Source organism: Hymenobacter arcticus (genome assembly GCF_054779975.1).
In genome coordinates this window covers 1-22,464 of sequence record NZ_BAAGXF010000017.1, presented here as the reverse complement: position 1 = coordinate 22,464, position 22,464 = coordinate 1, and the positions used below count along the sequence as shown (strand labels likewise).

Sequence of the window (22,464 nt, the reverse complement as noted above, 5' to 3'; positions counted from 1 at the left end):
CAACGTAATAGAGCGCCAGCCGGCCCGAAACGCTTCTGCCTAGCGCATTAAACCGCAGGTTTTTTGCTCGTTTGTGCGCAACACGTCCGTCCGGCTCCACGGAAATTCTTGCCTAACATGCTCAATGGATACGTAACAATGCCGTAGCTTTGCAGCATGCTTCAGCCGAAAAACTTGTTGACGAAGCGCGGAACCCTGCTCGGCAAGGAACCGCGAGGGAACCGGAAGGTCCTCGTCACCATCGGTTTTTCCGATTTTGCCTTTGGCATTTCCGTTATTTTTTCTGAGTGTTGCCCCGCTACCGTTTCGGATTTCGAAACGGTTTTTTTATGTCCGTTGAGTTCGTCGGCTTCCCCCGCAGCCGATTCATACTTCATAACTCAACCGCTACTCAGCCCTCCCAGGAACGCCAACAGCCTCTCCCCCGCCGTGGCGGCGGCCACCAGCGCCTCGGCCTGCATCGGTAGCCCGTTGCTCCGTCAGGGGTAGCCTTCACCTTGTCTGTTTTAGCTAGCAAACCTCATTTTCCTCCCCTTCGGTATGGCACGTAAAGACCTGCTCGACATCGCATCCCTTCACCGTGAGGAAATCGAGTTCCTGCTCGACCAATCCACGTCCTTTAAAAAACTATTCAGCCACTCGGTGAAGAAAATCCCCGCCCTTGAGGGGAAGTCTGTGCTCATGCTGTTTTATGAGGCTAGCACCCGGACGCACTCCTCCTTCGAGGTCGCGGCCAAACGCCTCTCGGCGGAAGTAACGAATTTCGACGTTGCCCACTCCTCCATCACCAAGGGCGAGTCGGTGCGCGAGACCATTGAGACGCTTCAGGCCATGCGCACCGACTACATCGTGGTGCGCCATAGCCACCCCGGCCTGCCCGGCATGATTGCCCGCCAAACCACAGCCTCGGTCATCAATGCTGGCGACGGGGCGCACGAGCACCCCACCCAGGCCCTGCTGGACGCCTTCACCATCAAGGAAAAATTCCCCGACCCGCGGGGTAAAAGAGTCCTCATCATCGGCGATATCCTCCACTCCCGCGTCGCGCGCTCTACCAGCACGCTGCTGCAAAAGCTGGGTGTTGAGGTCGCTTACCTCGGGCCGGGCTCGCTGGTGCCCAAGTACGTGCCGGCCAGCATCCGCCGCTTCACCGACTATGAGGCGGCCCTGGCCTGGGCGCCCGATGTGGTGTACCTGCTCCGCGTGCAGATGGAGCGCCAGGACGTGCAGTTTTTTCCCAGCGTGCGTGAATACCACCGGGTCTACGGCATCACCAACACCCGGCTGGCGGAAATCCGCGACCGGGGCCTCTACATTATGCACCCCGGCCCCGTGAACCGGGGGGTCGAGCTGTGCGACGCCGTCATGGACTACGAGCGCAGCCTTATCACCAACCAGGTCGAAAACGGTATTTCCGTTCGCATGGCCGTACTCGACTGGCTCACGCCGGGCGGGGATTTTCCGCGGCAGGAAGCGTATGCCGCACCGCAGCGAGCCAGCGCCACGGGGGTTAGGCTCTAACCGCCGGACGCAGCGGCTGGTTTCGCCCGCGTATTTTCATCTCCAATAGTATCAGAATATCCCCATCCCCTTGCCGGTTTACAGCACTCCTTCCTCCATGCTTCTCCTTCAAAACGCCCGCATCGCCGCCGAAAATTCACCCGTACTTATCGAGGGCGATGTCCTGATTGTCGAAGGAATAATTCAGGACATCGGTCCCAACCTAGCCATTCCCGAGGGGGCCCGCGTCATCGACGCGCGCGGCCGCGTGCTGATGCCGGGCATGTTTGATGCCCACGTCCATTTCCGCGCGCCAGGCTTTGAGAACAAGGAAACCATCACCACGGGGAGCGAAGCGGCCATTAATGGTGGCATCACCGGCGTGGTGATGATGCCGAATACCCGCCCGGCCCTCGACTCGGCCACCGCGGTGGCCACCGTGCTGGACAATGCCAAAGACCGCTCGCGCATTCCGGTGTACACCTCCGGCTGCGTCACCAAGAACCGCGAGGGCAAGGAGCTGGCCGAAATCGAGGGCATGCGCGGACTCGGGGTGAAGATGCTCACCGACGACGGGGACACTACCAACGACCCGGCGGTGCTGCTGCGGGCGATGCAGTACGCCACCGAGTTTGGGATGTTTTTTGCCAGCCACTGCGAGGTGCCGGAGCTGGCCGGGCCGCGCGCCCTCAACGAAGGGGTAATGAGCTACCGGCTCGGCATCAAGGGCTCGCCGGCTTGCGCGGAGGAAATCATCATTGACCGCGACATCCGCCTGGCCCGGGCGGCGGGCGCGCACGTGCATATCCAGCACGTTTCCAGCAAGTTAGGCATGGAAACCATTCGCTGGTGGAAATCGCGCGGCGATGTAAAGGTGACGGCGGAAGTGATGCCGCACCACCTGCTGTTCACCGACGAGCACATTGGCGACTACGACACGAACTATAAGATGAATCCGCCGCTTCGCACGCAGGTCGATTGCGACGCGCTGCTGGAAGGGCTCATCGAGGGCGTCTTTGACATCATTGCTACCGACCACGCGCCCCACACGCCCTTCGAAAAAGCCCAGGATTTCATCAGCGCGCCCAACGGTATCACCGGCCTAGACACGGCCCTGGTTTCGCTTCACCACTTCTTTGTGGAGCCCAAGAAATTTGGCTGGGACCTGGTGGTGAAGCGCTACTCGGCCGAGCCCCGCCGCCTGATGGGCCTGCCGGTAGCCGCCATCGAAGTCGGCCAGGAAGCCAATTGCGTCCTATTCGATACCGAAGCGGAAACAACCTTCACGCGGGAATTCATGAAATCTAAATCCCAGAACACGCCCTTTATCGACCAGACGCTGAAAGGCCGGGTGGACCTGGTGATTTTAGGCACGGAAATTTTGCTGGAGCGCTAACCGCTCGGTGCGCGGGGACCCGAATTATCCGGCAACGGCCCGCTGAGCCAGGCCATCCATCAGCTCGTGGCCGGCCTACTGCTTTCTTGAGGGAGCGTAAGAGGCTCTTGGCTCACCGGGCCAGCAGCGGCCAGCGAGCCAAGAGCCCGGGTTTACTCCTTGATAATGAGCCGGATACCTAGCGGCGCACCAGCTCGACGCGGCGGTTCTGGGCGCGGCCCGCTTCGGTGGCGTTGTCGGCCAGCGGCTTGCTTTGGCCAAAGCCGGCGGCTTGCAGGCGGTCGGCGGCAATGCCCTGGGCGGTGAGGGCGGCGGCCACGGCCCGGGCGCGGGCCTCGCTCAGCTGCTGGTTGTGGGCGGGGGTGCTGGTGTTGTCGGTGTGGCCCTGCACGGCCAGGCGCAGGTCGGGGCTTTGCACCAGTAGCTTCTGCACTTCGGCCAGCACGGGCTGGGCATCGGGGCGCAGGGTGGCCTTGTCGGTATCAAAATTGAGGTGCAGGGCCACGTGCCCATCGGCGGCCAGCTTCTCCTTCAGCTCATCGGCTTTCAGTACGGTCGTGAGGTCGGCCATTACGGCTTTTTCCACCACGTCAATTCCGTAATCGCCACCTGACTGACTATTGATTTGCACCCATATCTCCTTGTCTTTCTGACGAATGAGGTACGTATCGCTGGCGTCGTTGTCATTGGTGCCGAACCCGTGGTGCTTGTAATACTCGTCATTTCCGATTTTATCGACCGCTTCTTTCGGCACGAGGCCCGTCCACACCTTCACGGCTCCCAGTGCCTTGAGCTGGTTCTCGTAGTTGCGGTCAATCGCCAGCTCCGTCACTTTTGGGGCCTTTTCATCCGACCGGTTCGCATCAAAGAGGCGGCGCGATACCTTGCCTTCGATAGCCAGCAAGGTTTTGCCATCGTACACGTAGGCCCGCTCAAAATCAATGTCTTTGCTATTGGTGGTGTTGAGCTCAAAGCCTTTTAGCCCGGCAACGTAGGGAAACGGCCCCAGCGCAGCCGTTGAAATGGGCACCGTGCTGACATCAAAGGCCGCCGCTGGTGCAGCGGCGGGGGCCGGCGAAGTTTCGGCGGTGGGCGTTTCAGTTGCAGCGGGCGCGGCGGCAGTGGTGGGCGGGCTGGCTTGCTCGGCAGCCTGGTCTTTGTGGCCGCAGGCGCTGAGGCCGCCGGCCAGGGCTAGCGCCGCGAAAAGAAAACGAGGAGTTTGGGGCATAAAAGGAGAGTAAAAGCATTTGTGGCACCAAAGTAAAGGCACTGCCCAGTAGTCGAGGTTAAAAGAGTAGTTATTTCGTACTTGCCCCGCCGTTAGTGCTGTTGGCAACTCACCCTGGTGAGGCCGCCGCCCCGCATCGTGGGGGCGAGCAAGGGCTGGTAAGCATTGCGCGAGCTCTCCAGGCTGTTTTAGCTTGGCGGCGCGGTAATCAGGGCCGCACTTCGGCCCAGGTAGTAGCTGGCCCCGTAGCCCACCGCCGGAAACAGCAGCAGCATACCCGCCGGGTGGCCCCACCACATAAGTAGCAGGGCGCTGGCACTGGCCACCCAGCTCATCCTCAGCAGGATGCGAGCCGCCTGGGTCAGGTAAAACAGCGGGCGCATGGGCACGCCGGCCTTCAGCCAGCGGGGTAGCTTTTGGGCCACCGCATCGAGGCACACCGTACCAGTGGGGTCGGCGGGGCGCACGCCGGGGCGGTCGGCCAGGTGCAGCACCCGGCCCCCGGCCAGCTCGAGACGCAGGTGGTATTGGGCGAAAACCCCGTACCGGAAAACTCTGACCCAATAGGTGTAGGCCTGCACGCTCGCCAGCGGGATGGTTTCGGCCGCAAGGCCTTTGGCAATGCTGGAGCCCAAGGGCTCCAGGTGCAGGGCGGCGCGGGTACTGGTCAGCAGCATGGGCTGGTTGCTGCGGGCCACCTCGCGCCAAGCCAGGGCTAGCAGCCCCAGGCCCAGCACGCCGGCCGACGCAGTAGCCAGCGGCCAGCGGCCCACCGTGGCCCACAAGCCAGCCAGCAGCAGCAGCACTAAGCCACCCAGCAACAAGCTGACTACCAGCATACCACGAGGCCGAACAACGACCAGGCTCCGCAGCGTGGGCCGGGCAGCCAGGGTAGCAAGCGAAGGAGGAGGCATGGCAACGGAGCAGGGCCAGCGGCTTACCGCAGAAATTGGCCAGTGGCAAAAGGATACAGACGCAGCGGGCTACACCGGCACGGAGCGCGCGAGCTGGTCTGGGTGGTATAGACTTTCCCGACGCTGCGGGCCGTGCATAGCCGGATAACCAAGCCAGAGGCCCGCCACGAACAGCCCCAGCCCCGCGAAGGCCGGGGCGAGGTGGCTAAAATCGGTGTACCCGATGAGCGGATGCACCCCGATGGCCGTAGCAAAGCCCACGCCCCCCGCCAGGGCCAGCACTTGCCAGAGGCTCGGGCTGGGGGCCCCGCACCACACGCAGCAAAACAGGGCTACCCCGCAGCTGGCCAGCGCCCCACCGAAGCCCGCCCGGTCGTGCGCGATGAGCGGTATCAGGTGCGGGCTAAGCACCGTTAACTCTTTGGCAGTCAGATTGAGGTAGTGCAGGTCTTGCGGCACGAATACGCTGGTCATGCCCACCCCAACGATGGTGAAGCCCGCCAGCACCATGCCCAAACCCATCACGAGCAGGCAGGCCCGCCCCACGCCCGCCCGCGACCGCCACACCCCGGCAAACGCGGGCCGCCCCACGCTGCGCAGGTGCCGCGCGCCGGGGGGCAGCCGCCCAAACGAGCGCGCCAGCCCCAGCCCAAACACCGGCAGCAACAGGGCCGTGGCCGTGCCGTGCCACACATCAAAATACCCGTAGCCCAGGTAAGCCAGAAAACTGCTAAAGCCCAGCAGGCCACTGCCTAGCAGCACCCACCACGCCCAGGGCTGGCCCTGCCGCAGCGGGAACTCGGCCAGCCAGCTATACAGCAGCCCGGTGGCCACCACGGCCCCGCCAAACGCGGCCCGGTCGTGGAACATAAAGTGCAGAATTCGGCCGTCGCTGGCCCCGCAGATTTGGCTGGCCACCACGCCCAGGTAGGCTACATCGTGGGGCAGCAGCTGGCGCGTGGCCGCCAAAAACAGGGCAAACCCGCCGCTCAGCACCAAGCTCAACCCCACCAGCGTCAGCAAGCGCCGGCCGTCGCCGGCCAAGGCGGATAAAAATCCGGTTTGGGGGATGGGGTGGGGCGACTCGGGGGCGGGCATAGCGAAAACAGCAGCGGGTTAAAAGCCCAGCGTGGTGGGCTCCACGCCCTGCTGCGCAAAGTATGGGTCGAGGCGCTTGGCCAGCTCGGGCCAGTGGTGGTGCGGAATGGCCGGGTACAGGTGGTGCTCCAGGTGGTAGAGGTGCTCCAGGGCAATCACCGAGGCCACGCGCCCTCGAAATAACCGCGTCTGCAACAACACGTTGTGCTCGCGGGGCCGGTGCGGCAAGTAGGACGTCATCAGCGGCAGTAGCCAGCTACCCAGCGTCATCAGGGCCGCGTAAATGAGCAGCACCGGATGGCCCGCCAGGGCTAGGGCCCCCGCCCCCACTACCAGCAGCAGGCAGGCCAGGCCCTCGCCGCGCACCCAGCGCTTGTCGCCCCGCTCCTGGCGCAGCGCCCAGAAATAGAGCTTAAAATTATACGTAAGACCCTCGCGCAGCGCGCCGAACAGCGACATACCGGCCGCGGCCCCCTCAATATCGTCGGGCGCGGGGTAGCGGGCGTGGTGGTGCAGGTGGGCCAGCCGGTAGGCGTGGCCGCTGCGCAGCGCCAGCAGTTCAATCACGCTCAGGAAGAAGTCGTTGACGGGTCTACTGAGCCCCAAATTGGCATGCACTAGGTCGTGCGAGGTCGAGCCGTAGGTAAGAAAGCTCAGGGCCATGAGCATCCCCACGGCCGGCACCCACCAACCCAGCGCGGCAAACCCAAAATAAAGTGCCGCGCACCCAAAGGGTAGCACCAGCGTGAGCACCCGCTGCCCGTTCGTAATCGGCACTAAGTCGGCAAATTGCCGGGCGGGCGGCAGGCCGGCACTGCCGGCAGTGGGGTGATTGTGGGCCATACTGCTACTACGCTTTGTATCGGAACAAGGATTAAAAGCCGCCCCCGGCAGGACAGTCAATTAATAGGACTTTACCAGCATTGTTACCACGGGCGGTAGGCTCGGGCCTCCCGCTCTGCCCGCAGGCCGTGCCGCCGCAACTCGCAGAAATTGGGGTTGATGTTGATAGGCTGCCCGGCGGCGGCCTGCTGCTGCACCTGCGCCAGGCCCTCGGACGTGAAGACAAGGGCAACCAGCCTGAAAAGGTATCGCCTCAACCAACACTGCGCGGAGCAGTTTGGTTGAGGCGATACTACTTGATTAACTGATTGACTGTACGGCTGCCTGGCTATCTCCCCTCACCTTAAGGAAGCACTACCTGCGCAGGCAACGTGCTCTTACTGGGATTAAATGGCAGGCCCAGCAGTTGGGCGGTGATGGGGGCCACATCCTGCAAGGCCATCTGGGGCACTACTTTGCCGGCGCTAAAGCCCGGCCCGTAACCCACAAAACCGGTCTGAATCTGCGTGTTGTCGGGAAAGAAGCCGTGGGTGCCGCCTTTGCCGGGCCGCACTACGGCCCCTTCGCGGGCGGCGCTCATCGATACCCCTAGGGCCGGGGCCAGGGCTAGCGCGGCGTGCGGGTCGGCCCCAATCTGGTCGAGCTCGGCGCGCTCCACTACCCGGAACAGCTTGCGCTGCTCGGCGGGCGCGGCGGCCAGCAGCTGGCGCACCTGCGCCAGCGTTTTCTTATCCTTGGAGTCTTTCAGTATTAAGAAAGCAGCCGCGCCAGAGGTGTGGAACTGGGCCTTCCAACTGCCCTTTTCGGCAGCATAGAGGCCATTTTCAGCCAGCCACACGTTGGGCGCCAAGGTCGTAGTGATGTCCACGAAGCCGTGGTCGCCGGTCACAATCACGGCGGTCTCTTTGTCGATGCCGGCTTTGGCCAGGGCTTCTACCAGGTTGCCCACTACCCAGTCGGCGGTGGCCAGGGCGCGGCGCACGTGCTCGCCGTCGCGGCCGTCCTGGTGCTCGGCGTGGTCTACCCCGAATACGTGCAGCGTGAGCAGGGTAGGCTTGTAGGTTTCGAGCAGGTAGGCGGCGATGCGGCTGCCGTTCTCGTCGCCGCTCACGTAGTCGCTGCTCATGTCGCGAGCCGTGAGCGGGCCGGTAGCGTTGCGCTCAATTTCCTCAAACAGGCCCTTGGGCGTGGTTTGCTCGCGCACCGGTGTGAGGCGGTCCTTATTGGTCAGCGACCACACCTCGGGCACGTTGTAGTCGATGGGCGCGCCCGCCGTCACGGGCCACGACACGGAGGCCGTTTTGCCGCCCGCCTGGCGCACGGCGTCCCAGAGGGTCGGGGTTTTAATCAGGCTTTCCTCCCAGTACCAGCGGCCGGTAGCTCCGTCGGGCTCGAAGGGCGAGTTGTAGTAGATGCCGTGCTGGGCCGGGGCCACGCCCGTAATAAGGGTGGTGTGCGAAGGGTAGGTCACGCTCGGGAACACGCCCCGCACGCCATCGGCTGAGGTGCCCTGGGCGGCCATGCGCTGCAAATTAGGGGTAGGCCACTTCGCTTCGCGGTAAAAATCGGGGCGAAACCCGTCGATGCTGATGAGCACGACGTGCTTGGCGGGCTGGGCCAGGGCGCTGGTAGTCAGGCCAAAACTTAGGCCGAGGGCAGCAAACAGAAATTTCATAAGCAACTGTTTAGTAGCGAGATAGAGGTAAACGGCCGGTATCCCGAAGAAAAATCCGGCGGCCCAATCCGTCGTTTTATTAGAAAGAATAGCGGGCACCCAGCTGAATCTGGTAGGGCGTGCCGTTCTGGTTGGTGGTGCCCACGTTCTCGTTCACGCGGTAGGTGTAGCGCCGGGTGTTTTGGTTGAAGCCGGTGGCCGTGAGCAGGTTTTGCTGGCCCAGGTTGTAGTTCACGCCCCACCCTTTATTGAGCAGGTTGGCGAAGTTGAACACGTCGGCGCTGAGCGTGAAGCCCTGGTTTTTGTAGGTTTTGAAGGTCTTTTGCAGGCGCACGTCGAAGGTGCCCGAGAAGGGGTTCACGCCCCCGTTGCGCTCGGCGATGCTGCCCAGGCTGCGGCGGATGTAGTCGACAGCGCGGTTGTCGGGGTTGGCCAGCAGCTTTTGCATGGAGGCCGCCACTGCGGGGGCCGTATTCGGGTTGTTGGGGTCAAACACGAACGCCAAGTCGTTGTCGGTGCCGGGCCCGCCCACGAAGTCGCCGTTGATGTCGGAGTCCACGGTGAGCGAGTAGCGCGTGCCGCCCAGGCCGGTGAAGCGGCCGCTCAGCACGAAGCCCTTCACGCTGGGCGAGGCACCGTAAAACACTACTTTGTGCCGAAACTGGTTGTCGGAATAGTTGAGCTCACTCAGGTCGCGCGGGTCCGATTTGATGGGCCGGAACGTGGATGTGTTGGCCACGTTGCCGTTGTAGGAAGTGTTGTCGCGGGTCGAGTTCCAGGTGTAGCTGGCGTTGAAAAAGCCGTCCTTGGCGTAGCGCAGCTCGGCGTCGGCCACCATGGCAAACTGCTGCACTTTGGCGCCGTTGGTAAATTCCAGGGTGCGGCCCACGGCCTGCGTCTTGCGCCCCAACACGCTATTGGTGATGCCACCCGCCGTGATGCTGGCGGCTGGTACAAACACGCCCCGGCCGGCCTCATTGTCCAGCGTGAAGTAGGGCTGGTCCACCAGGTTGCGGTCCAGGTACACGTAGTTATTGTTGGTGTACGAGTACAGGAAGTTGGCCCCCACCCGCAGCCAGCTGTTCACGATGCGGTTCAAGCTCAGGTTGGCCTTGTAGATACTGGGCACCTGCAAGTTCCTGTCGTTCAGGTTGATGGTGGACACGTAGGGCACGCCCGGCAGCAGGCCAGGCGCGGTGCTGGGGTCGGCGCGGTAGGCCGGAAAGTTGGGCCGGGGTACGGGGTTGGTGCCCGTCGAGGGCCGCGTCACGTCAATGGAGCCCACCAGCGTGCCGCTGTTCTGGATGTTGTTGACCTGGGCGTAGTTCACGGGGTTGGCCGAGAAAATACCGCCGCCCAGCCGGATGATGCTCTTGCGCTCGCCCTTCACGTCCCAGGTCAGCTGCAAGCGGGGCTGAAAGTTGTTCCAGTCGGTGGGGTTGTTGTCGGTGCGCAGGCCCAGGGCTTCCTCCACCACGGGGTTGTAGGCGCCCGGCGTGCGGTAGCTGGTCAGGTCCCAGCGCAGGCCCACAATGGCCTCCACGTTGGGCAGCGGGTTGTACTGCACTTGGCCAAAAAGCGAGGCATTCAGCACGTACTGCTGCACCGACGGCACGCCTTGCAATGGCACCTCGCGGGCGTAGCGCGAAGGATTTAGGTCGTTGAATTCCTTGAGGCTGTTGAATACAAAACGCCCGTTCTGCTCACTCGAAATGTAGGTATCGAGGTAGGTCAGCGTGTTGTCGGTGCCGAAAGTGAAGTTGTAGCGCCCCTTGGTCCAGTAGCTGGTGTTCACGAGCTGCACCTGGTTTTCCAGGTTGCTCTCCGGCGTGAAGCGCTGGCCGCCGAGCTGCACCGAGGTACTGCCCAGGTTGCCGTTGGGCAGGCGCGAGCGCACCGTCACGATGGCCCGCGGGATGTTGGCGTCGGGCAGCGCCTCGTTGGTGGTGTAGTTGCGGCGCACCGACTGGTACTGCACCTTCAACTCGTTGACGAAGGTGGGGCTGAGCTGCGTGCGCAGCGAAGCCAAAGTGCTGTTCTCGCGGGACTTAAAGTTGCCGTACACCTCGTAGAGGTTGATAGCCGAGTTGTCATCGGTGCTGTTTGGGTTGTTCCAGTCGCTGTAGTTGTTGCGCAGCGTCAGGCGGTTACGGGCGTTAATCTGCCAGTCGAGGCGGGCAAAAAACGTGTTGGCCAGCGTCTTGCGGCCAAACTCGCCGGTTTGGGCCCCGGCGCCCAGGCCATACTTAGTGCGTCCGATGGTCAGCACCGAGTCGAGCACTGCCCGGCTAATACCCAGCGCGTTGGCGTCGGCGTCCGACTTGATATCGGCAATAAAGAACGGTGCCGACTGGTCCTGCCGGTCCAGGGCGGTGAAGAAGTGCAGCTTATCCTTGATGATGGGGCCGCCGAGGCTGAAGCCGTACTGGTTGGTCGTAAAATTCTGGGTGCGCTTATTACCCCGAATGTCATAAGGGCTGGCCAGAAAATCGGCCCGGTAGTAGTCGAAAATCGACCCCGTAAACGTGTTGGTGCCCGACTTGGTCACCGCGCTGATGGTGCCGCCGCCCTGCCGCCCTTGGGTCACGTCGTACACGTTGGTGGCTACCTCAAACTCGCGGATGGCTTCCAGCGACAGCGAGAATGGGCCGTTGCCCACCGCGCCCGACGTAAGGTTGTTGCGGGCGCTTACCCCATCAATGAGGTAGTTGGTGGAGGAGGCCAGTTGCCCGCTCACGCTACCCCCGTTGGAGGTAGGGGCCAGCGAGGCGAGGTTGGTAAAGCTGCGGTTGAGCACCGGAATCTCCCGGATAGTCTGGTCCGTGATGGCCGTGCTACTACCCAGCCGGTCGATGCGGCTATTGAGGGCGTTGCCCCGCACCACCACTTCTGCCAGGCCCACGCTGGCGGGGGCCAGCGTAAAGTCTACCGCCAGCTGGTCGCCCAGGTTCAGTGCCAACTCATTTTTCACCTGCGTGCCCGAACCTACGAAGCTCGCCCGCACGCTGTAGGGCTTGCCCAGCGGCAACTGCCGTAGCAGGTAGCGCCCATCCACTCCGGTCACGGTAGTAGTCTGGAAGCCCGTGGCCTCGTTGCGCACCAGTACCACGACGCCCGGCAGCGTCTCGCCCTTGTCATCCACCACCCGCCCGGCAATGGAAGCATCTGTAGATTGGCCGAAGCTCAGCTGGCTACCTAGCAGCAGCCATAAGAAGAGGAAGGGGATTAGACGTTGAGCCATATTCATGAAGACTGAATGAGGCCGCAAAGGTGCCGAAAGCTGGTCAAGGCAATATGACGCTCAGAAGGTCATATTGTGTCCTTTTTTGCTATTGGATTGTATTCTTTCAATGAAGCTATTTAGGAAGCGGTCGGACAGGGCGAAGACAGAAGGACTCCCACGGCAGAGCGAAATTTGAGGCGCGCCCCATCCCCTTTCCTCCTTCATGGAAGTCTAAGGTGGTCTAGTTACGCTAGACAGTTTAAGAACTTCATCGGCGTCAGAAAGACGCGCCTTAGCTAGACCCGGTGTTCAGCACCTGGCAGAGTATCTACCCCGGGTAGTGAAGGCGCTGTTGGTCAACAAACTGCAACTGACTTACGGCGGCGGGATGGTCGAGAAGATAGCGCTGGCTTTTTTAAAGTTTCCAGTTCCTGCGCCAGCCGTTTGTTGGCCTGCCGCAGGGCCCGCACCTCGGCGGGGTCAGCGGGCAAGGGTTGCCGGGCCGCTTTCTGCCATGCGTAGAGCCGCTTGGGGTCGATATTCAAGGCGCGGGCAGCGGCCAGGGTAGAGCGGTTTTCGCTGGCCAGGCCCAGGTACGGAGTAGCTAGAACGACATGAGCCAGTGCAGGGCGGCTGGCCCTGGTTCCAACTACTTTTTCCTGATGAATAGGTCAGGTAGAATTTCGCTTTTGGTCAATTCAATTTACGGAAATGGCCAGCAACGCCGCTGGGACAGCGCCGGACCTTTGTAGGGCACTCTCACCACATTCTCCGCTACCACTATGTTTCTCGGCCATTTCGGCGTCGGCTTCGGCGCCAAGACCCTTCAACCCCGGGTGTCGCTGGGCACCCTATTTCTCGCCGCCCAGCTAGCCGATTTGGTGTGGCCCACTCTGCTGCTGCTGGGCGTGGAGCGGGTCCGCATCGTACCGCACTTCACGGCCACCAACGCCTTTGATTTTGTCTACTACCCCTTCACCCACAGCCTGGTGGGCGAGTTGGTGGCCGGCCTGCTGCTGGGCCTGGTCTACTGGCTGCTGCGCCGCAACCTGCGGAGCGCGGTGCTGGTGGGGCTGCTGGTACCCAGCCATTGGTTGCTCGATTTGGTCGTGCATATCCCCGATTTGCCGCTCTACCCCGGCCCTTCGCCCCGGTTCGGGTTCGGGCTGTGGAACCACTTCGCCCTGACGCAGGTGGTTGAATTTGCGCTGCTGGGCGCGGGCCTGTGGCTTTATGGGCGGCGCACCACGGCCCGCAATAAAGTGGGGCGCTATGGCTTGGTGGGGCTGGTTGCTTTTCTGGGGCTGGTGCACGTGGGCGGCCTGCTGAGCCCGCCACCCGCTTCGGTAGGGGCGCTGGGATGGTCGGGGCAGTTGTTCTGGCTGACGGTACTGCTGGCCTATTGGGTGGACCGCAACCGAGACGCTGGCGGCCTGCCTAGCGGCGAAACGCCCCGGGCGTCTGCCCCGTCCATTTCTTAAAAGCGCGCACAAACACGCTCGCTTCGGCGTAGCCCAGCAAGAAAGCAATATCGGTGGTGCTGAGGTAGGGCTCGCGCAAATGGCGCTGGGCGAGTTCGCAGCGCACCGCATCCAGCAAGTGCTGGTACGTCTGATTGGCTTCTTTGAGTTTGAGCTGCAACGTTCGCACGCCCAGATGCAGGCGGTCGGCGACGGCCGCTAAGGTAGGCGCTTCCCCTTTTAATTGGCGCACGATTTCGCCGCGCACCTGCTCGACGAGGGGAGGCGGCTGGTTGGCCGGCAGCTGGGCCAGCAGCACTGCCGCGTGCTGCTCAAACAACGGAAACAGCCCGGGGTGGGCATGCAGCACGGGTTGGGCCAGCGTGGCAGCAGCAAAGGCTATTTGGGTGACTGGCGCCTCAAACACCAGCGCCGCCGTGCCGAACGCCTGCTCGTGCGCCTGCGTATCGGGCGGGCGGGGGTAGGCCAGGTGCACGGCTAGCGGCGTCACGGGTTGGCCAATGAGCGTGGCGAAGGCCGCGCAATAAATCGACAGCTCCGAGTTGAGGACGTAACGCGGATGGATGATGGCCGCGCTTGTCACCTCCAGCCGCAGCCAGCTGCCGCCGGGCCACTCGGGCGCAGGCGTTTGCAGCGTGCGCACGCCCTGGCACGCTAGGTCTTGGTAGCGACACAGTTGGGTAATGGCCGCCCCGAGCGTGGGTGCGTGCAGCAGCACATACGCCAGCGTGCCCGCGGTGGTAAAATCAAGCAAGCGCCCGAGGTGCAGGTCGAAATGCGGGTCGTGGGTGGCCGCTATCACCAGCGGCCACAGGCGCTGGATGGTGGCAATGGGCACGCGGGCATCGGGGCTGCTGGTCGGGACAAAGTCGTAGTCGATGGCCCGGCAAAGCGTCGGCACATCGGCTCCGTGCTGGCCAGCGGCCCACAGCAACATGTGGAGGGTAGAAGCGGCAAGGGTATCAGGTGGCATCAGCAGTAGAAGGGAAATTACAAAGTACTGAGCCCGCGTTGAACTAAGAGACTCCGACGCGGGCCGGCTGCTCAACCTGCGGAAAGCGCCTTATACGCTGGCCGCTTGCCGGCAGCGGTTACGAGCTCACCTGCCTTGCCAACGTAACGCGGCGACCCGTGCTGACCGTAAAATACGGGGCTCACACAAGGCCCTGCTTTCGCGCTTGTCGAACCGGCCGGCCGGCCAGAAAACCGCTACCTTGCTGGCCATGCACCCGCTTCACTCTTTTTTTGCCGCGCTCTTTCCAGTCACGGAGCAGGACATGGCCCTGGTGCTGCCGCACGTAGTGCCTCGCACCATCGCCAAGGGCGAGCATCTTTTGGAAGCCGGTCAGGTGTGCGGGGCGGTCTTTTTTGTGACGGCCGGCTTCTTTCGCATGTACTACCTGCGCAGTGGGGGGCACGAAGTGAACTGCCGCTTTGCCAGGGCGAACGGCTTTCTAACGGATTACCAGAGCTTTCTGACCCAGCAGCCGTCGCGCTACAACTGGCAGGCGGTGCAGGAGGCCGAGGTGCTGGCCCTGCCCTACGAACTGGTGCAACGGCTCTACCGGGAGTCGCCCCGGTGGGACCATATTGGCCGCCTGATAGCCGAGCAGGTCTACCAGCAGCTCAACGAGCGGGTAGAGTTGCTGCAATTCTACACCCCAACGCAGCGCTACGAGTACGTGCAGCGGCACCAGCCAGACTTACTGGCCCAGGTGTCCCAAGCGCAGCTGGCTTCGTACCTCGGCGTGCAGCCCGAGTCGCTGAGCCGCATTCGCCACCGGCTCGGCCAGCAAAATAAATAGGCCGTCCCCGGGCGTTCTTAACCAACGTCAACGTTTGGCGGGGCGGGGTAGACGGAATTTTGTGGCCGTCACCAAAGTCCCCCTTCATGCAACAAAATCCTGCCCCCCGGGCCCTCATTACGGGTGCCTCCGGCGGCATTGGCTACGAATTGGCCAAATGCTTTGCCCGCGACGGCATCAGCCTGGTGCTGGTGGCGCGCCGCGAAGAGTCCCTGCGCGCCGTGCAGCACGAGTTGGAGCACACCTACGGCATTGAGGTCGCTTACCAGGCCCTCGACCTGTCCGGGGCCGGCCAGGCCACGGCCCTCTACGCGTGGTGCCAGCAGCAGCCCTTCCCCATCCAGTACCTGGTTAATAACGCCGGGTATGGCGACTACGGCCCCGTGGCCCAGGCCGACCCGGCCGTGTACGAGAACATGGTGGCGCTCAACGTCACGGCTCTGACTACGCTCACCACGCACTTTGCCCCGCACATGGTGGCACGGCGGCAGGGCCGCATTCTCAATGTGGGGTCGCTGGCGGCGTTTCAGCCGGTGCCGCAGCTGGCGGCCTACGCGGCCTCCAAGAGCTACGTCATGCACTTCACCGAAGCCCTGCATGCTGAGTTGCGGGGCACCGGCGTTACGGCCACGGTGCTCAATCCCAACGTGACCAAAACGGGCTTCGTGGCCCGCGCCGGCATGGAAAAGGCGGCCAATACCCAGGGCCGGCAGGCCGATGCGGCGGCCGTGGCGGCGGCGGGCTACCGGGGCATGCAGCGGGGGCAGCTCAACGTGGTGCCCGGCTGGCGCAACCAGCTGCTGGCCCTGAGCACCGGCCTGATGCCTTCGCGGCGGCTGTTGCTGGCCATTGCCACGCGGGTGTCGCGGGCCATCCAATAGGTGCCGCGGCTCCGGCGGCGCATTCTTTTTACCTCCTTTTTTTCTTTTTTCAGCGATGGTAAAGTTCACCATTCTCCTGCGTAAGCGGCCGGACATGACGCACGAAGAATTCGTGCAGTATCACCGGACCAAGCACGCCCCGCTCTTTATGTCGGTGCCCGCCGTGCGGCAGTACGTGCGCCGCTATGTGCAGGGCCATACCATCCCCCTTGTGCTGCCCGGCCTGCCGCCCTTCGCCTACGACGGCACCACGGAACTGTGGTTTGACACCCCCGAGGACATCGCCAACGTCTTCGACGACGAGGAGTATCTGCGCCTCATCCGCCCCGACGAAATGAAGTTTCTGGACCTGCACGGGTGCGGATTTCTGTTGCTAGCCGAGCACGTAGTGTTGTCAGGGGAAACGGCTGAAGAGCCGCCACGTTGAGGTAGGCACGTTGCTTTCCTCAGCCTGGCAGCTGCCCTGACACTCGCCGACTGCGAGGATGAGTGGACCTGAGCGCGCCCCGCACCACGCCCCTACTGGTCGCAACGGCGTGCTGCGCAACCAGCCCGAAGACCTGTAAGTGGCTCGGACGCGTTAGTGGACGGCACCTACTGCCGGGGGCTGCTCCTGCCCCCCAACCCGAACCGGGGGGTACTCTTCGCCCAGGGCGACCGGGTGCGGGTCGAGTTGGAGGCCCTAACGGCGGACAACTACTATTGTCTCAACGAGGTGCGCATCCAACTCAACAACAGTGGCTTGTTTGCCCCGCCGCTGGCCAGGTTGCGCACCAACGTGCGCAACCTGGCTGCCAGTTCGCCTAAAAAAGCCGTCGGCTACTTCGCCAGCCATACCGTGCGTGCCAAATCTCTGATAATCCGGTAAAACCCCTAAACGAGCTACCATGTATTCACCCGTAGAACCCGACAAATTGGCCCGCCATGCCACCGAAGTGGCCCCGCTCCTGCTGGCTGCCGGTCTGGCCCCCGCGGGCGTTCCGCGCCGTTGCCCCCCGCTGGCCCTCTTCGACTTTGCCCGCATAAGCTTGCATACCAAGGCGTACTGCTACCAGCATTTTCACCGGCTAGGGCTATTGGTGCAGGATATTTACGAGGGAGGCTTATGCAGCCACTTGCTTCACACGGCGTGGTTGCTCGCTTTTGGCTACCTCTACCAAGACCCCGAAGGCTTGCACTGAGTGGCCCCCCGGCAGCCTTACGACAGCTCCTCCAGGGGCGAGAGCATCACCAGCTGCGGGCTCAGCACCACGTGCTGCAGCTCGTGCAGGTCGCGGATGCAGGGCTTGGCGGGCGGCAGGGCGGGGGTATTATTGACAAGCATTTGACAAAAAGCAGGTTAGGAGAAAGGAGAATTAGGAAGTAGCGGGGGTAGCAGCCGGCCGGGCCAACAGCCGGGCGTTGTGGTAGCGCACGTTGCCCAGCAGCAGCAGGCGCACTTCTTTGAGCCGGCGCACGCGCTGGGACGTGAAGAGCACCTCTACTTGGGGGCCTAGCTGGTGGCTGAGCACGCGCAGCTGGCAGTTGGCATCGGGATTAGGCCCGACCTTCCAGGAATAAGTCAATTCAAAGCGCTCGAAGCGTGGGCTTGTCCAGTGCGCAGTGAGCAGGCAAAAAGTGGGCTGGCGCTGCTCACTGGCGCTAAAGCCCTGGGCGCGCAGCCACTCCCCTAGCCCCTGGGTCAGGTTGCGGGGGCCTTTGGGCGCGGCTGATTGGTAAGGAGCGCGCGCTTCCATAACCCTAGCGGAAAAGCGGCGCGGGCTGTGCTTCGGGCGCTTCCTCGGGTAGCAGGGAGGCCGGTATCGTAATTGGGCATAGAGAAGCGCACCAGAGCCAGCAGGTCCGTGAGCGAGGCTACTTTGCCCTGCTTGACGTGGTGCAGCCGCGTGCTGGCCGACTTGTTCTCCTGGCCGTAGCCGGCCCGAATCGCGCTATCCACGGCCGACGAGGGCATGGCTTCGCAGACCTCCCCGAGAAGGTGGTAGTACTTCTGCTTGTCCGTCATGGCATTACAGGGTAGAAGGTGAGAAAGCGTAGGAAGGCACCCCGGCCAGGTGGGCGGCCCGCTGCTGGGCATCTGCCAGCGAGGTGCTGTGGCTGAGCAGCCAAGTGAGGTCGACCGGCGCATCGAGCTGCACGCCCGAGAAAAGCCACTCTACCCGTTCGGTCGTAATACAGCTGAGGCTAGCCAGCATAGGGCGGCGCTCACCCGCTACCGAGAGGCTGACGCGGTAGCTCCAGCGCTCGGGCGACTCCCACTCGCCCAGCACGCCAGGGTACTGGTAGGGACGCGCCGGCGCGTCGAGCTGGAAGCCAGCAGTGACGAGCACGGCGGCAAAGGGGGCCGGCCGGGCGTCATAGTCGGGCTGCGGCAAAGCGAAAGCGGGGTGGGGTGCGGCCATCGTGTTTGACAGAGTTTGCGAGCGGATGCGTTACTTTCCGCTGTCGTCTGTACAAACACACGATAATGAACTACAAATAGCCCAAACATTTTGGGCTAAATAAAGACCATAAGGGCTTAATAAAGTGCAAGAGACTATAAATCAGGGCCTAAAATTTTTGATTGAATCTCTTGGCCTGAGCGTGCGTGCGTTCAGCTTTACTCTCGGTGCTCCAGCTAGTACCACTAGAAACTACTTAGACAAGGATACCAAGCCCAGTTCGGATTATATCGAACGCATTGTAGCGCACTTTGAAGATATGAACTTAAACTGGCTCGTGGCTGGCAAAGGCGAACCTTTCATGTCCAGCAAGTCAGATTCTGGAACTACCCAGACCGGGAATTTCAATCAAGCTGGCACGAGCAATAAGCAGACGATAAAAGGTAACAAGGGCACCGTTCAGAACAACACTAGAAGTGGTAACACCATCACGAATAATGTCAAGCTCGAAGGCTGCCAGCGCGACCTTAGAGCTGCTCAAAGAGAGATTGAGCACCTGCAAGCCCAGCTACGCATGCAGGAAACGGTGTTAGCGGCCAAGGAGGAAACGATAACGCTACTCCGCGCCAGCTTCAACCGGCCGAACTAGCTGTATATTGGCAACTAATTAAGCCCTAGCTTAACTTTGTGAGACGCGACGCTGTTATTTACCGTACATCGGCTGATGGCCGCATCTGTGTCGCCCTCGATTTGGCTTTCGCTCCTGAGCTACTTGACTACATCAGTCAAGACACTCGCCATCAGAAGAAATTCGACTACATTGTAGAGCTACTTATAAATAAGCTGCGCAACACTGACCTGTACGATAAAGAGGATATCAACGAGCGGTGCAAGGATGTAACCGCCATGAAATTCTTTAAGGGCCAGGAAAATGACCGTATCTACTGTAAGCAGGGTAGCTTATCCGACGAAACAGGCAAGCCAGTGTTCGTTGTTATCGCCGCTCGGCTGCATTTGAAGAAAAAGTCGGAAACAAACTCAAAAGCTGAAATCAACCTTATTGAGACCGTCGCGTCCTACCAATACGATTACACCACCTTCTCCAACCTTGACGATGACGATGACCCTGCCTGAAATCAAAGCTGCACTGCGGAAGCTTCGCGACGAAAAAATCCAAGAACAGCAAGACGAACAGGCCGCTCACGTACTGTCGTTTCGTTTTCTGAGCGAAGTGGAGCGCCTTTCGGAAGCCAAAGGTCTCACACGCAAAGCCTTGGCCGAGGCTGTGGGTACGTCGGCTAGCTACATCACCCAACTCTTTCGAGGCGACCGCACCCTGAACCTGCTCATGGCCGCCCGTCTACAGCGGGCACTAGGAGCTGAATTTCATATTAAAGCAGTTACGCCAATTACTCATTCGACTACTCCAGAAATGCATCCAATTATGCTGCGCAAGATGCCTGCTTCATTACGAAGCCAGCGGTTTATTGAGCAGCAAGCACAATCTGGTGGACAGTATGATGTTTACCTCGCTCCAACTAATTCTTCAGTCAAAACGCTTATTGATGATTTTTCTTGATTATGGCAGAAGATACAGCGCCCGATTTGAATCAAATTTATCTTAAGCAAAGCATTTTTTTAGAATGCCATATCAACAATGCGGAGACGCCACATGATATTTGGCCACATCAAGTAGATGGCTTTAGACAAAAGGAGTGTAAATTTATTCCATTTGTTAAAAGTGAATCAAATACTATAGGCTTTGAATTACAATACCATTCAGTTGCATTAGATGAGGAAAAAAATATTTTACCAGCTGAGGGAAAGTTTCGAATATTTATATCATTTGCAGTTGAAAATCTATCAGATTTGCTTTACTATGATGAACGTTTTGAGCGTGAAATTCCTAATGAATTAGTTACTACATCTTTAATTGGAGTAGCTTATTCTACGGCACGTGGTATGATATTAGGCAAAGTAGCTGACACAGTAATGGCAGGCTTATCTCTTCCTTTACGCTCTGCCCGCGAGCTTTTGTCGGAAACACAGCCCACAGATGATGAAGTAAAAGCAATACACGCTGCTATTTTAGCCGAAGAAGAGAAAGATAGCATTGAGAAAGTAGAGAAGGTATTGCCTAAGAAGCGTAAGCGTGCCTCCCCTAAGAAGTAATATATCACCTAATATATATTTTTAAAGACAAAGTGCCCCTACCGGTATTGGTAGGGGCACTTTGCTTTTATACCACTGGCTCTTCAATTGGGCCTAAATCAGGTGCGTCATCAGATGCACCCGGCTTAACTAATGGCAAATCAAACTCTTCTCTAATGGCTTTATCAAGGTCATGCACCTCATGTATAAATTCGAAAATTGGCCACGCTTCATAATTTTCTGCCTTTATTTCTCCTAGCATTTTAACTTGCTTAATTAAAGACATAATCTCACTATGCTGTTCAGCAAGAATAGCGTAAGCTAACTTGAAAACTGGTGACATAGTACCAACCCTAATATCTTTAAGCTCTTTATCTAAGACGGATTTTTTCTCGGTTTTCTTGATACATATAAGCCTATTAAAATTAATTCTAGCTAAGTAGTCCTCTTGCGTAGAAGTTCTACCCTCAATATTGTCAATCGCGTATTTAGTTATTTTATGACTAATGCCGTATTCTTTAGCTTCTAATAAAGCAAAAGATTCATTGAGTATATTTTTAATGCATCCAGTAGTTTCCTTTCCATCCCATTGACCCCAACTATTATAAGATAGTAATAAGCCAGCAAGATAATACTCATTACAAGCATTTAAAAAATAATCTTTTGTGATATGCACAACGTCACCTACTTTAAGCCTAAAAGGATTACCTGTTCGAAGTAAATATTTCTTGTTCACTACAGAAGCATTATGAACAATTAAATGGCGCCTTTCTCGGTATTCAGTTATAAGCCTCCAATCTATTAATAATTTTTCGTTACTTATTTTAAGCTCTTTTTCAAAATGCTTTAAGAGGTCTTCAAAAGTAAGACTAGCCATCAGAGATTCAACTTCTTGCGTTATAAAAGCTTGTACGGCCTCAGCAATTGTTTCATACTCATTAATCTCTTTCAGAGTAAGATTAAACTTCTTCTCTTTGAGATTGCCTTGGTATTTATTGTAATAATAAGCAAGCAAATCTGATAGCAAGTACTCAAAATAATTGCTTAACATTATGAACGAGCTCCTAGAAAATATTTCAAAGTTTTTAGTAGGAACTTTTGACTTGTTAACTAAGCCTTTAAGTATAGAAGTCATTTTTTGAGGCGACTTCTCCACAAGCTCATTCATGCTGTTTTTAAAAGCCTTTAAACCATCTTTATCGTCTTTATTCGCAGGAACAATAAGACCTAGACTAGAAAACGCCTCTCTGAATCGAGTACCGTTTTCATCTGCTTCACTTTTATCAGCATCCTGCGTTACTACTTCAAATGTATTAAAATAATACAAGAGCGATTTTATATTATTCTTAAATCCTTTAAGAATTTTGTTTACAGAATTAATAGAAGCAGGCGTGCTTGTTTTAGGTTTTTCCTCTTTCATGACTTATTTTTACTTATAATGAGAATAGAAATAATTTAGGAGATTAACCATTCCTGCGGAATCAATGCGCGCCCATTAGTCCAAGGCTCTTCTACCAGCGCAGCCTTAAACTCCGGTGTATCTAGGTTGGCGTGTTCGGTCACAATGATTTGCATGTTAGGACTCAACAACTTCACCACCTTAAAAAACAACGCGAACAGGCGTCGCACGGCAGCTTCGTCCGCCCCCACAGCTGCTAAATCCTGCACTGTGCCATCAAGGGCTTGGTAACCGCTCAGCTGTGGAAAATACACTTGGGTAGGCTGGTCGAACACGATAAAGTGCGGCACTGGCCTGTTCTTTTCAACAAAGAACTTGTGCAGTGCCAGCAGGCAAATTAAGTGGCAGCCCAGTGAGGTGGTCGGGTGCAAATGGACACCGAGCTAAGGTAGGTTGAAAAGGTAGTGAAGTTCGATTTCGAGCGGGGTG

28 protein-coding genes are annotated in these 22,464 nt (G+C 59.2%); 13 read left to right on the top strand and 15 right to left on the bottom strand.

What is annotated here, in order from left to right:
- The first annotated feature begins 156 nt into the window (after positions 1–156).
- The 3 genes from ACYVGC_RS21350 to ACYVGC_RS21340 all read left to right on the top strand — a co-directional run bounded on the left by ACYVGC_RS21350 (position 157) and on the right by ACYVGC_RS21340 (position 2,896).
- Entirely contained in the window at positions 157–489 is a 333-nt protein-coding gene (locus ACYVGC_RS21350) for a hypothetical protein (RefSeq protein ID WP_460585893.1), read from the top strand.
- Positions 490–540: 51 nt separating this feature from the next.
- Positions 541–1,521: an aspartate/ornithine carbamoyltransferase family protein gene (locus ACYVGC_RS21345; protein ID WP_460585892.1), complete on the top strand. Its 981-nt coding sequence runs from the start codon at positions 541–543 to the stop codon at positions 1,519–1,521.
- A gap of 97 nt (positions 1,522–1,618) precedes the next feature.
- Entirely contained in the window at positions 1,619–2,896 is a 1,278-nt protein-coding gene (locus ACYVGC_RS21340) for a dihydroorotase (protein WP_460585891.1), read from the top strand.
- Positions 2,897–3,074: 178 nt separating this feature from the next.
- Here ACYVGC_RS21340 and ACYVGC_RS21335 read toward each other — a convergent pair whose 3' ends face one another.
- The 8 genes from ACYVGC_RS21335 to ACYVGC_RS21300 form a co-directional block, all read right to left on the bottom strand.
- A complete protein-coding gene (locus ACYVGC_RS21335; RefSeq protein WP_460585890.1) occupies positions 3,075–4,124 on the bottom strand; it encodes an OmpA family protein in 1,050 nt (349 codons plus the stop codon).
- Positions 4,125–4,312: 188 nt separating this feature from the next.
- Positions 4,313–5,038 carry a hypothetical protein gene (locus ACYVGC_RS21330; protein WP_460585889.1) on the bottom strand — a complete coding sequence of 242 codons (726 nt, stop codon included), beginning with the start codon at positions 5,036–5,038 and terminating at the stop codon, positions 4,313–4,315.
- A gap of 69 nt (positions 5,039–5,107) precedes the next feature.
- The gene (locus tag ACYVGC_RS21325) at positions 5,108–6,136 is read right to left on the bottom strand and encodes a hypothetical protein (RefSeq protein ID WP_460585888.1); all 1,029 of its coding nucleotides are present in this window, start codon (positions 6,134–6,136) and stop codon (positions 5,108–5,110) included.
- Positions 6,137–6,154: 18 nt separating this feature from the next.
- Positions 6,155–6,979, bottom strand: coding sequence for a fatty acid desaturase family protein (locus ACYVGC_RS21320; RefSeq protein ID WP_460585887.1), 825 nt, complete (start codon positions 6,977–6,979; stop codon positions 6,155–6,157).
- 83 nt (positions 6,980–7,062) lie between these two features.
- Positions 7,063–7,236 carry a hypothetical protein gene (locus ACYVGC_RS21315; protein ID WP_460585886.1) on the bottom strand — a complete coding sequence of 58 codons (174 nt, stop codon included), beginning with the start codon at positions 7,234–7,236 and terminating at the stop codon, positions 7,063–7,065.
- An 86-nt stretch (positions 7,237–7,322) separates the two neighbouring features.
- The gene (locus ACYVGC_RS21310; RefSeq protein ID WP_460585885.1) at positions 7,323–8,654 is read right to left on the bottom strand and encodes an alkaline phosphatase family protein; all 1,332 of its coding nucleotides are present in this window, start codon (positions 8,652–8,654) and stop codon (positions 7,323–7,325) included.
- Positions 8,655–8,733: 79 nt separating this feature from the next.
- The gene (locus tag ACYVGC_RS21305; protein ID WP_460585884.1) at positions 8,734–11,895 is read right to left on the bottom strand and encodes a TonB-dependent receptor; all 3,162 of its coding nucleotides are present in this window, start codon (positions 11,893–11,895) and stop codon (positions 8,734–8,736) included.
- 338 nt (positions 11,896–12,233) lie between these two features.
- Positions 12,234–12,464 (bottom strand): transposase, encoded by a 231-nt coding sequence (locus tag ACYVGC_RS21300; protein WP_460585961.1) that lies wholly within the window; start codon positions 12,462–12,464, stop codon positions 12,234–12,236.
- 195 nt (positions 12,465–12,659) lie between these two features.
- Between ACYVGC_RS21300 and ACYVGC_RS21295 the strand changes: the two genes are divergently transcribed.
- Positions 12,660–13,358 carry a hypothetical protein gene (locus ACYVGC_RS21295; protein WP_460585883.1) on the top strand — a complete coding sequence of 233 codons (699 nt, stop codon included), beginning with the start codon at positions 12,660–12,662 and terminating at the stop codon, positions 13,356–13,358.
- Here ACYVGC_RS21295 and ACYVGC_RS21290 read toward each other — a convergent pair.
- Positions 13,315–14,331: an AraC family transcriptional regulator gene (locus ACYVGC_RS21290; RefSeq protein WP_460585882.1), complete on the bottom strand. Its 1,017-nt coding sequence runs from the start codon at positions 14,329–14,331 to the stop codon at positions 13,315–13,317. The two genes, ACYVGC_RS21295 and ACYVGC_RS21290, sit on opposite strands and share 44 nt — an antisense overlap.
- 250 nt (positions 14,332–14,581) lie before the next feature.
- Between ACYVGC_RS21290 and ACYVGC_RS21285 the strand changes: the two genes are divergently transcribed.
- From ACYVGC_RS21285 to ACYVGC_RS21265, 5 genes are all read left to right on the top strand, one after another.
- Positions 14,582–15,163 carry a Crp/Fnr family transcriptional regulator gene (locus tag ACYVGC_RS21285; RefSeq protein ID WP_460585881.1) on the top strand — a complete coding sequence of 194 codons (582 nt, stop codon included), beginning with the start codon at positions 14,582–14,584 and terminating at the stop codon, positions 15,161–15,163.
- An 86-nt stretch (positions 15,164–15,249) separates the two neighbouring features.
- A complete protein-coding gene (locus ACYVGC_RS21280; RefSeq protein WP_460585880.1) occupies positions 15,250–16,044 on the top strand; it encodes an SDR family NAD(P)-dependent oxidoreductase in 795 nt (264 codons plus the stop codon).
- Between the two features lie 55 nt (positions 16,045–16,099).
- Positions 16,100–16,471: an EthD domain-containing protein gene (locus tag ACYVGC_RS21275; protein ID WP_460585879.1), complete on the top strand. Its 372-nt coding sequence runs from the start codon at positions 16,100–16,102 to the stop codon at positions 16,469–16,471.
- Between the two features lie 156 nt (positions 16,472–16,627).
- Positions 16,628–16,912, top strand: coding sequence for a hypothetical protein (locus ACYVGC_RS21270; protein WP_460585878.1), 285 nt, complete (start codon positions 16,628–16,630; stop codon positions 16,910–16,912).
- Between the two features lie 19 nt (positions 16,913–16,931).
- The gene (locus tag ACYVGC_RS21265) at positions 16,932–17,225 is read left to right on the top strand and encodes a hypothetical protein (protein ID WP_460585877.1); all 294 of its coding nucleotides are present in this window, start codon (positions 16,932–16,934) and stop codon (positions 17,223–17,225) included.
- 17 nt (positions 17,226–17,242) lie between these two features.
- Here ACYVGC_RS21265 and ACYVGC_RS21260 read toward each other — a convergent pair whose 3' ends face one another.
- The 4 genes from ACYVGC_RS21260 to ACYVGC_RS21245 are packed head-to-tail and all read right to left on the bottom strand — an operon-like array spanning position 17,243 to position 18,446.
- Positions 17,243–17,368: a hypothetical protein gene (locus ACYVGC_RS21260; protein WP_460585876.1), complete on the bottom strand. Its 126-nt coding sequence runs from the start codon at positions 17,366–17,368 to the stop codon at positions 17,243–17,245.
- A 31-nt stretch (positions 17,369–17,399) separates the two neighbouring features.
- A complete protein-coding gene (locus tag ACYVGC_RS21255; protein ID WP_460585875.1) occupies positions 17,400–17,780 on the bottom strand; it encodes a hypothetical protein in 381 nt (126 codons plus the stop codon).
- Positions 17,726–18,049 carry a hypothetical protein gene (locus ACYVGC_RS21250; RefSeq protein WP_460585874.1) on the bottom strand — a complete coding sequence of 108 codons (324 nt, stop codon included), beginning with the start codon at positions 18,047–18,049 and terminating at the stop codon, positions 17,726–17,728. Before ACYVGC_RS21250 ends, ACYVGC_RS21255 begins: the two co-directional genes overlap by 55 nt.
- Positions 18,050–18,053: 4 nt before the next feature.
- Positions 18,054–18,446, bottom strand: coding sequence for a hypothetical protein (locus ACYVGC_RS21245; RefSeq protein WP_460585873.1), 393 nt, complete (start codon positions 18,444–18,446; stop codon positions 18,054–18,056).
- Positions 18,447–18,603: 157 nt separating this feature from the next.
- Here ACYVGC_RS21245 and ACYVGC_RS21240 point away from each other — a divergent pair, with 157 nt between their 5' ends.
- From ACYVGC_RS21240 to ACYVGC_RS21225, 4 genes are read left to right on the top strand one after another with little or no spacing between them, the layout of a single operon-like run.
- Entirely contained in the window at positions 18,604–19,074 is a 471-nt protein-coding gene (locus tag ACYVGC_RS21240) for a hypothetical protein (protein ID WP_460585872.1), read from the top strand.
- Positions 19,075–19,112: 38 nt separating this feature from the next.
- Positions 19,113–19,559 (top strand): hypothetical protein, encoded by a 447-nt coding sequence (locus tag ACYVGC_RS21235; RefSeq protein ID WP_460585871.1) that lies wholly within the window; start codon positions 19,113–19,115, stop codon positions 19,557–19,559.
- Positions 19,540–20,004 (top strand): helix-turn-helix domain-containing protein, encoded by a 465-nt coding sequence (locus ACYVGC_RS21230; protein WP_460585870.1) that lies wholly within the window; start codon positions 19,540–19,542, stop codon positions 20,002–20,004. Before ACYVGC_RS21235 ends, ACYVGC_RS21230 begins: the two co-directional genes overlap by 20 nt.
- 2 nt (positions 20,005–20,006) lie before the next feature.
- Entirely contained in the window at positions 20,007–20,597 is a 591-nt protein-coding gene (locus ACYVGC_RS21225; RefSeq protein ID WP_460585869.1) for a hypothetical protein, read from the top strand.
- A 67-nt stretch (positions 20,598–20,664) separates the two neighbouring features.
- Here ACYVGC_RS21225 and ACYVGC_RS21220 read toward each other — a convergent pair whose 3' ends face one another.
- Positions 20,665–21,996, bottom strand: coding sequence for a hypothetical protein (locus tag ACYVGC_RS21220; RefSeq protein ID WP_460585868.1), 1,332 nt, complete (start codon positions 21,994–21,996; stop codon positions 20,665–20,667).
- Between the two features lie 35 nt (positions 21,997–22,031).
- Positions 22,032–22,406 carry a DUF3732 domain-containing protein gene (locus ACYVGC_RS21215; RefSeq protein WP_460585867.1) on the bottom strand — a complete coding sequence of 125 codons (375 nt, stop codon included), beginning with the start codon at positions 22,404–22,406 and terminating at the stop codon, positions 22,032–22,034.
- Positions 22,407–22,464 lie beyond the last annotated feature (58 nt).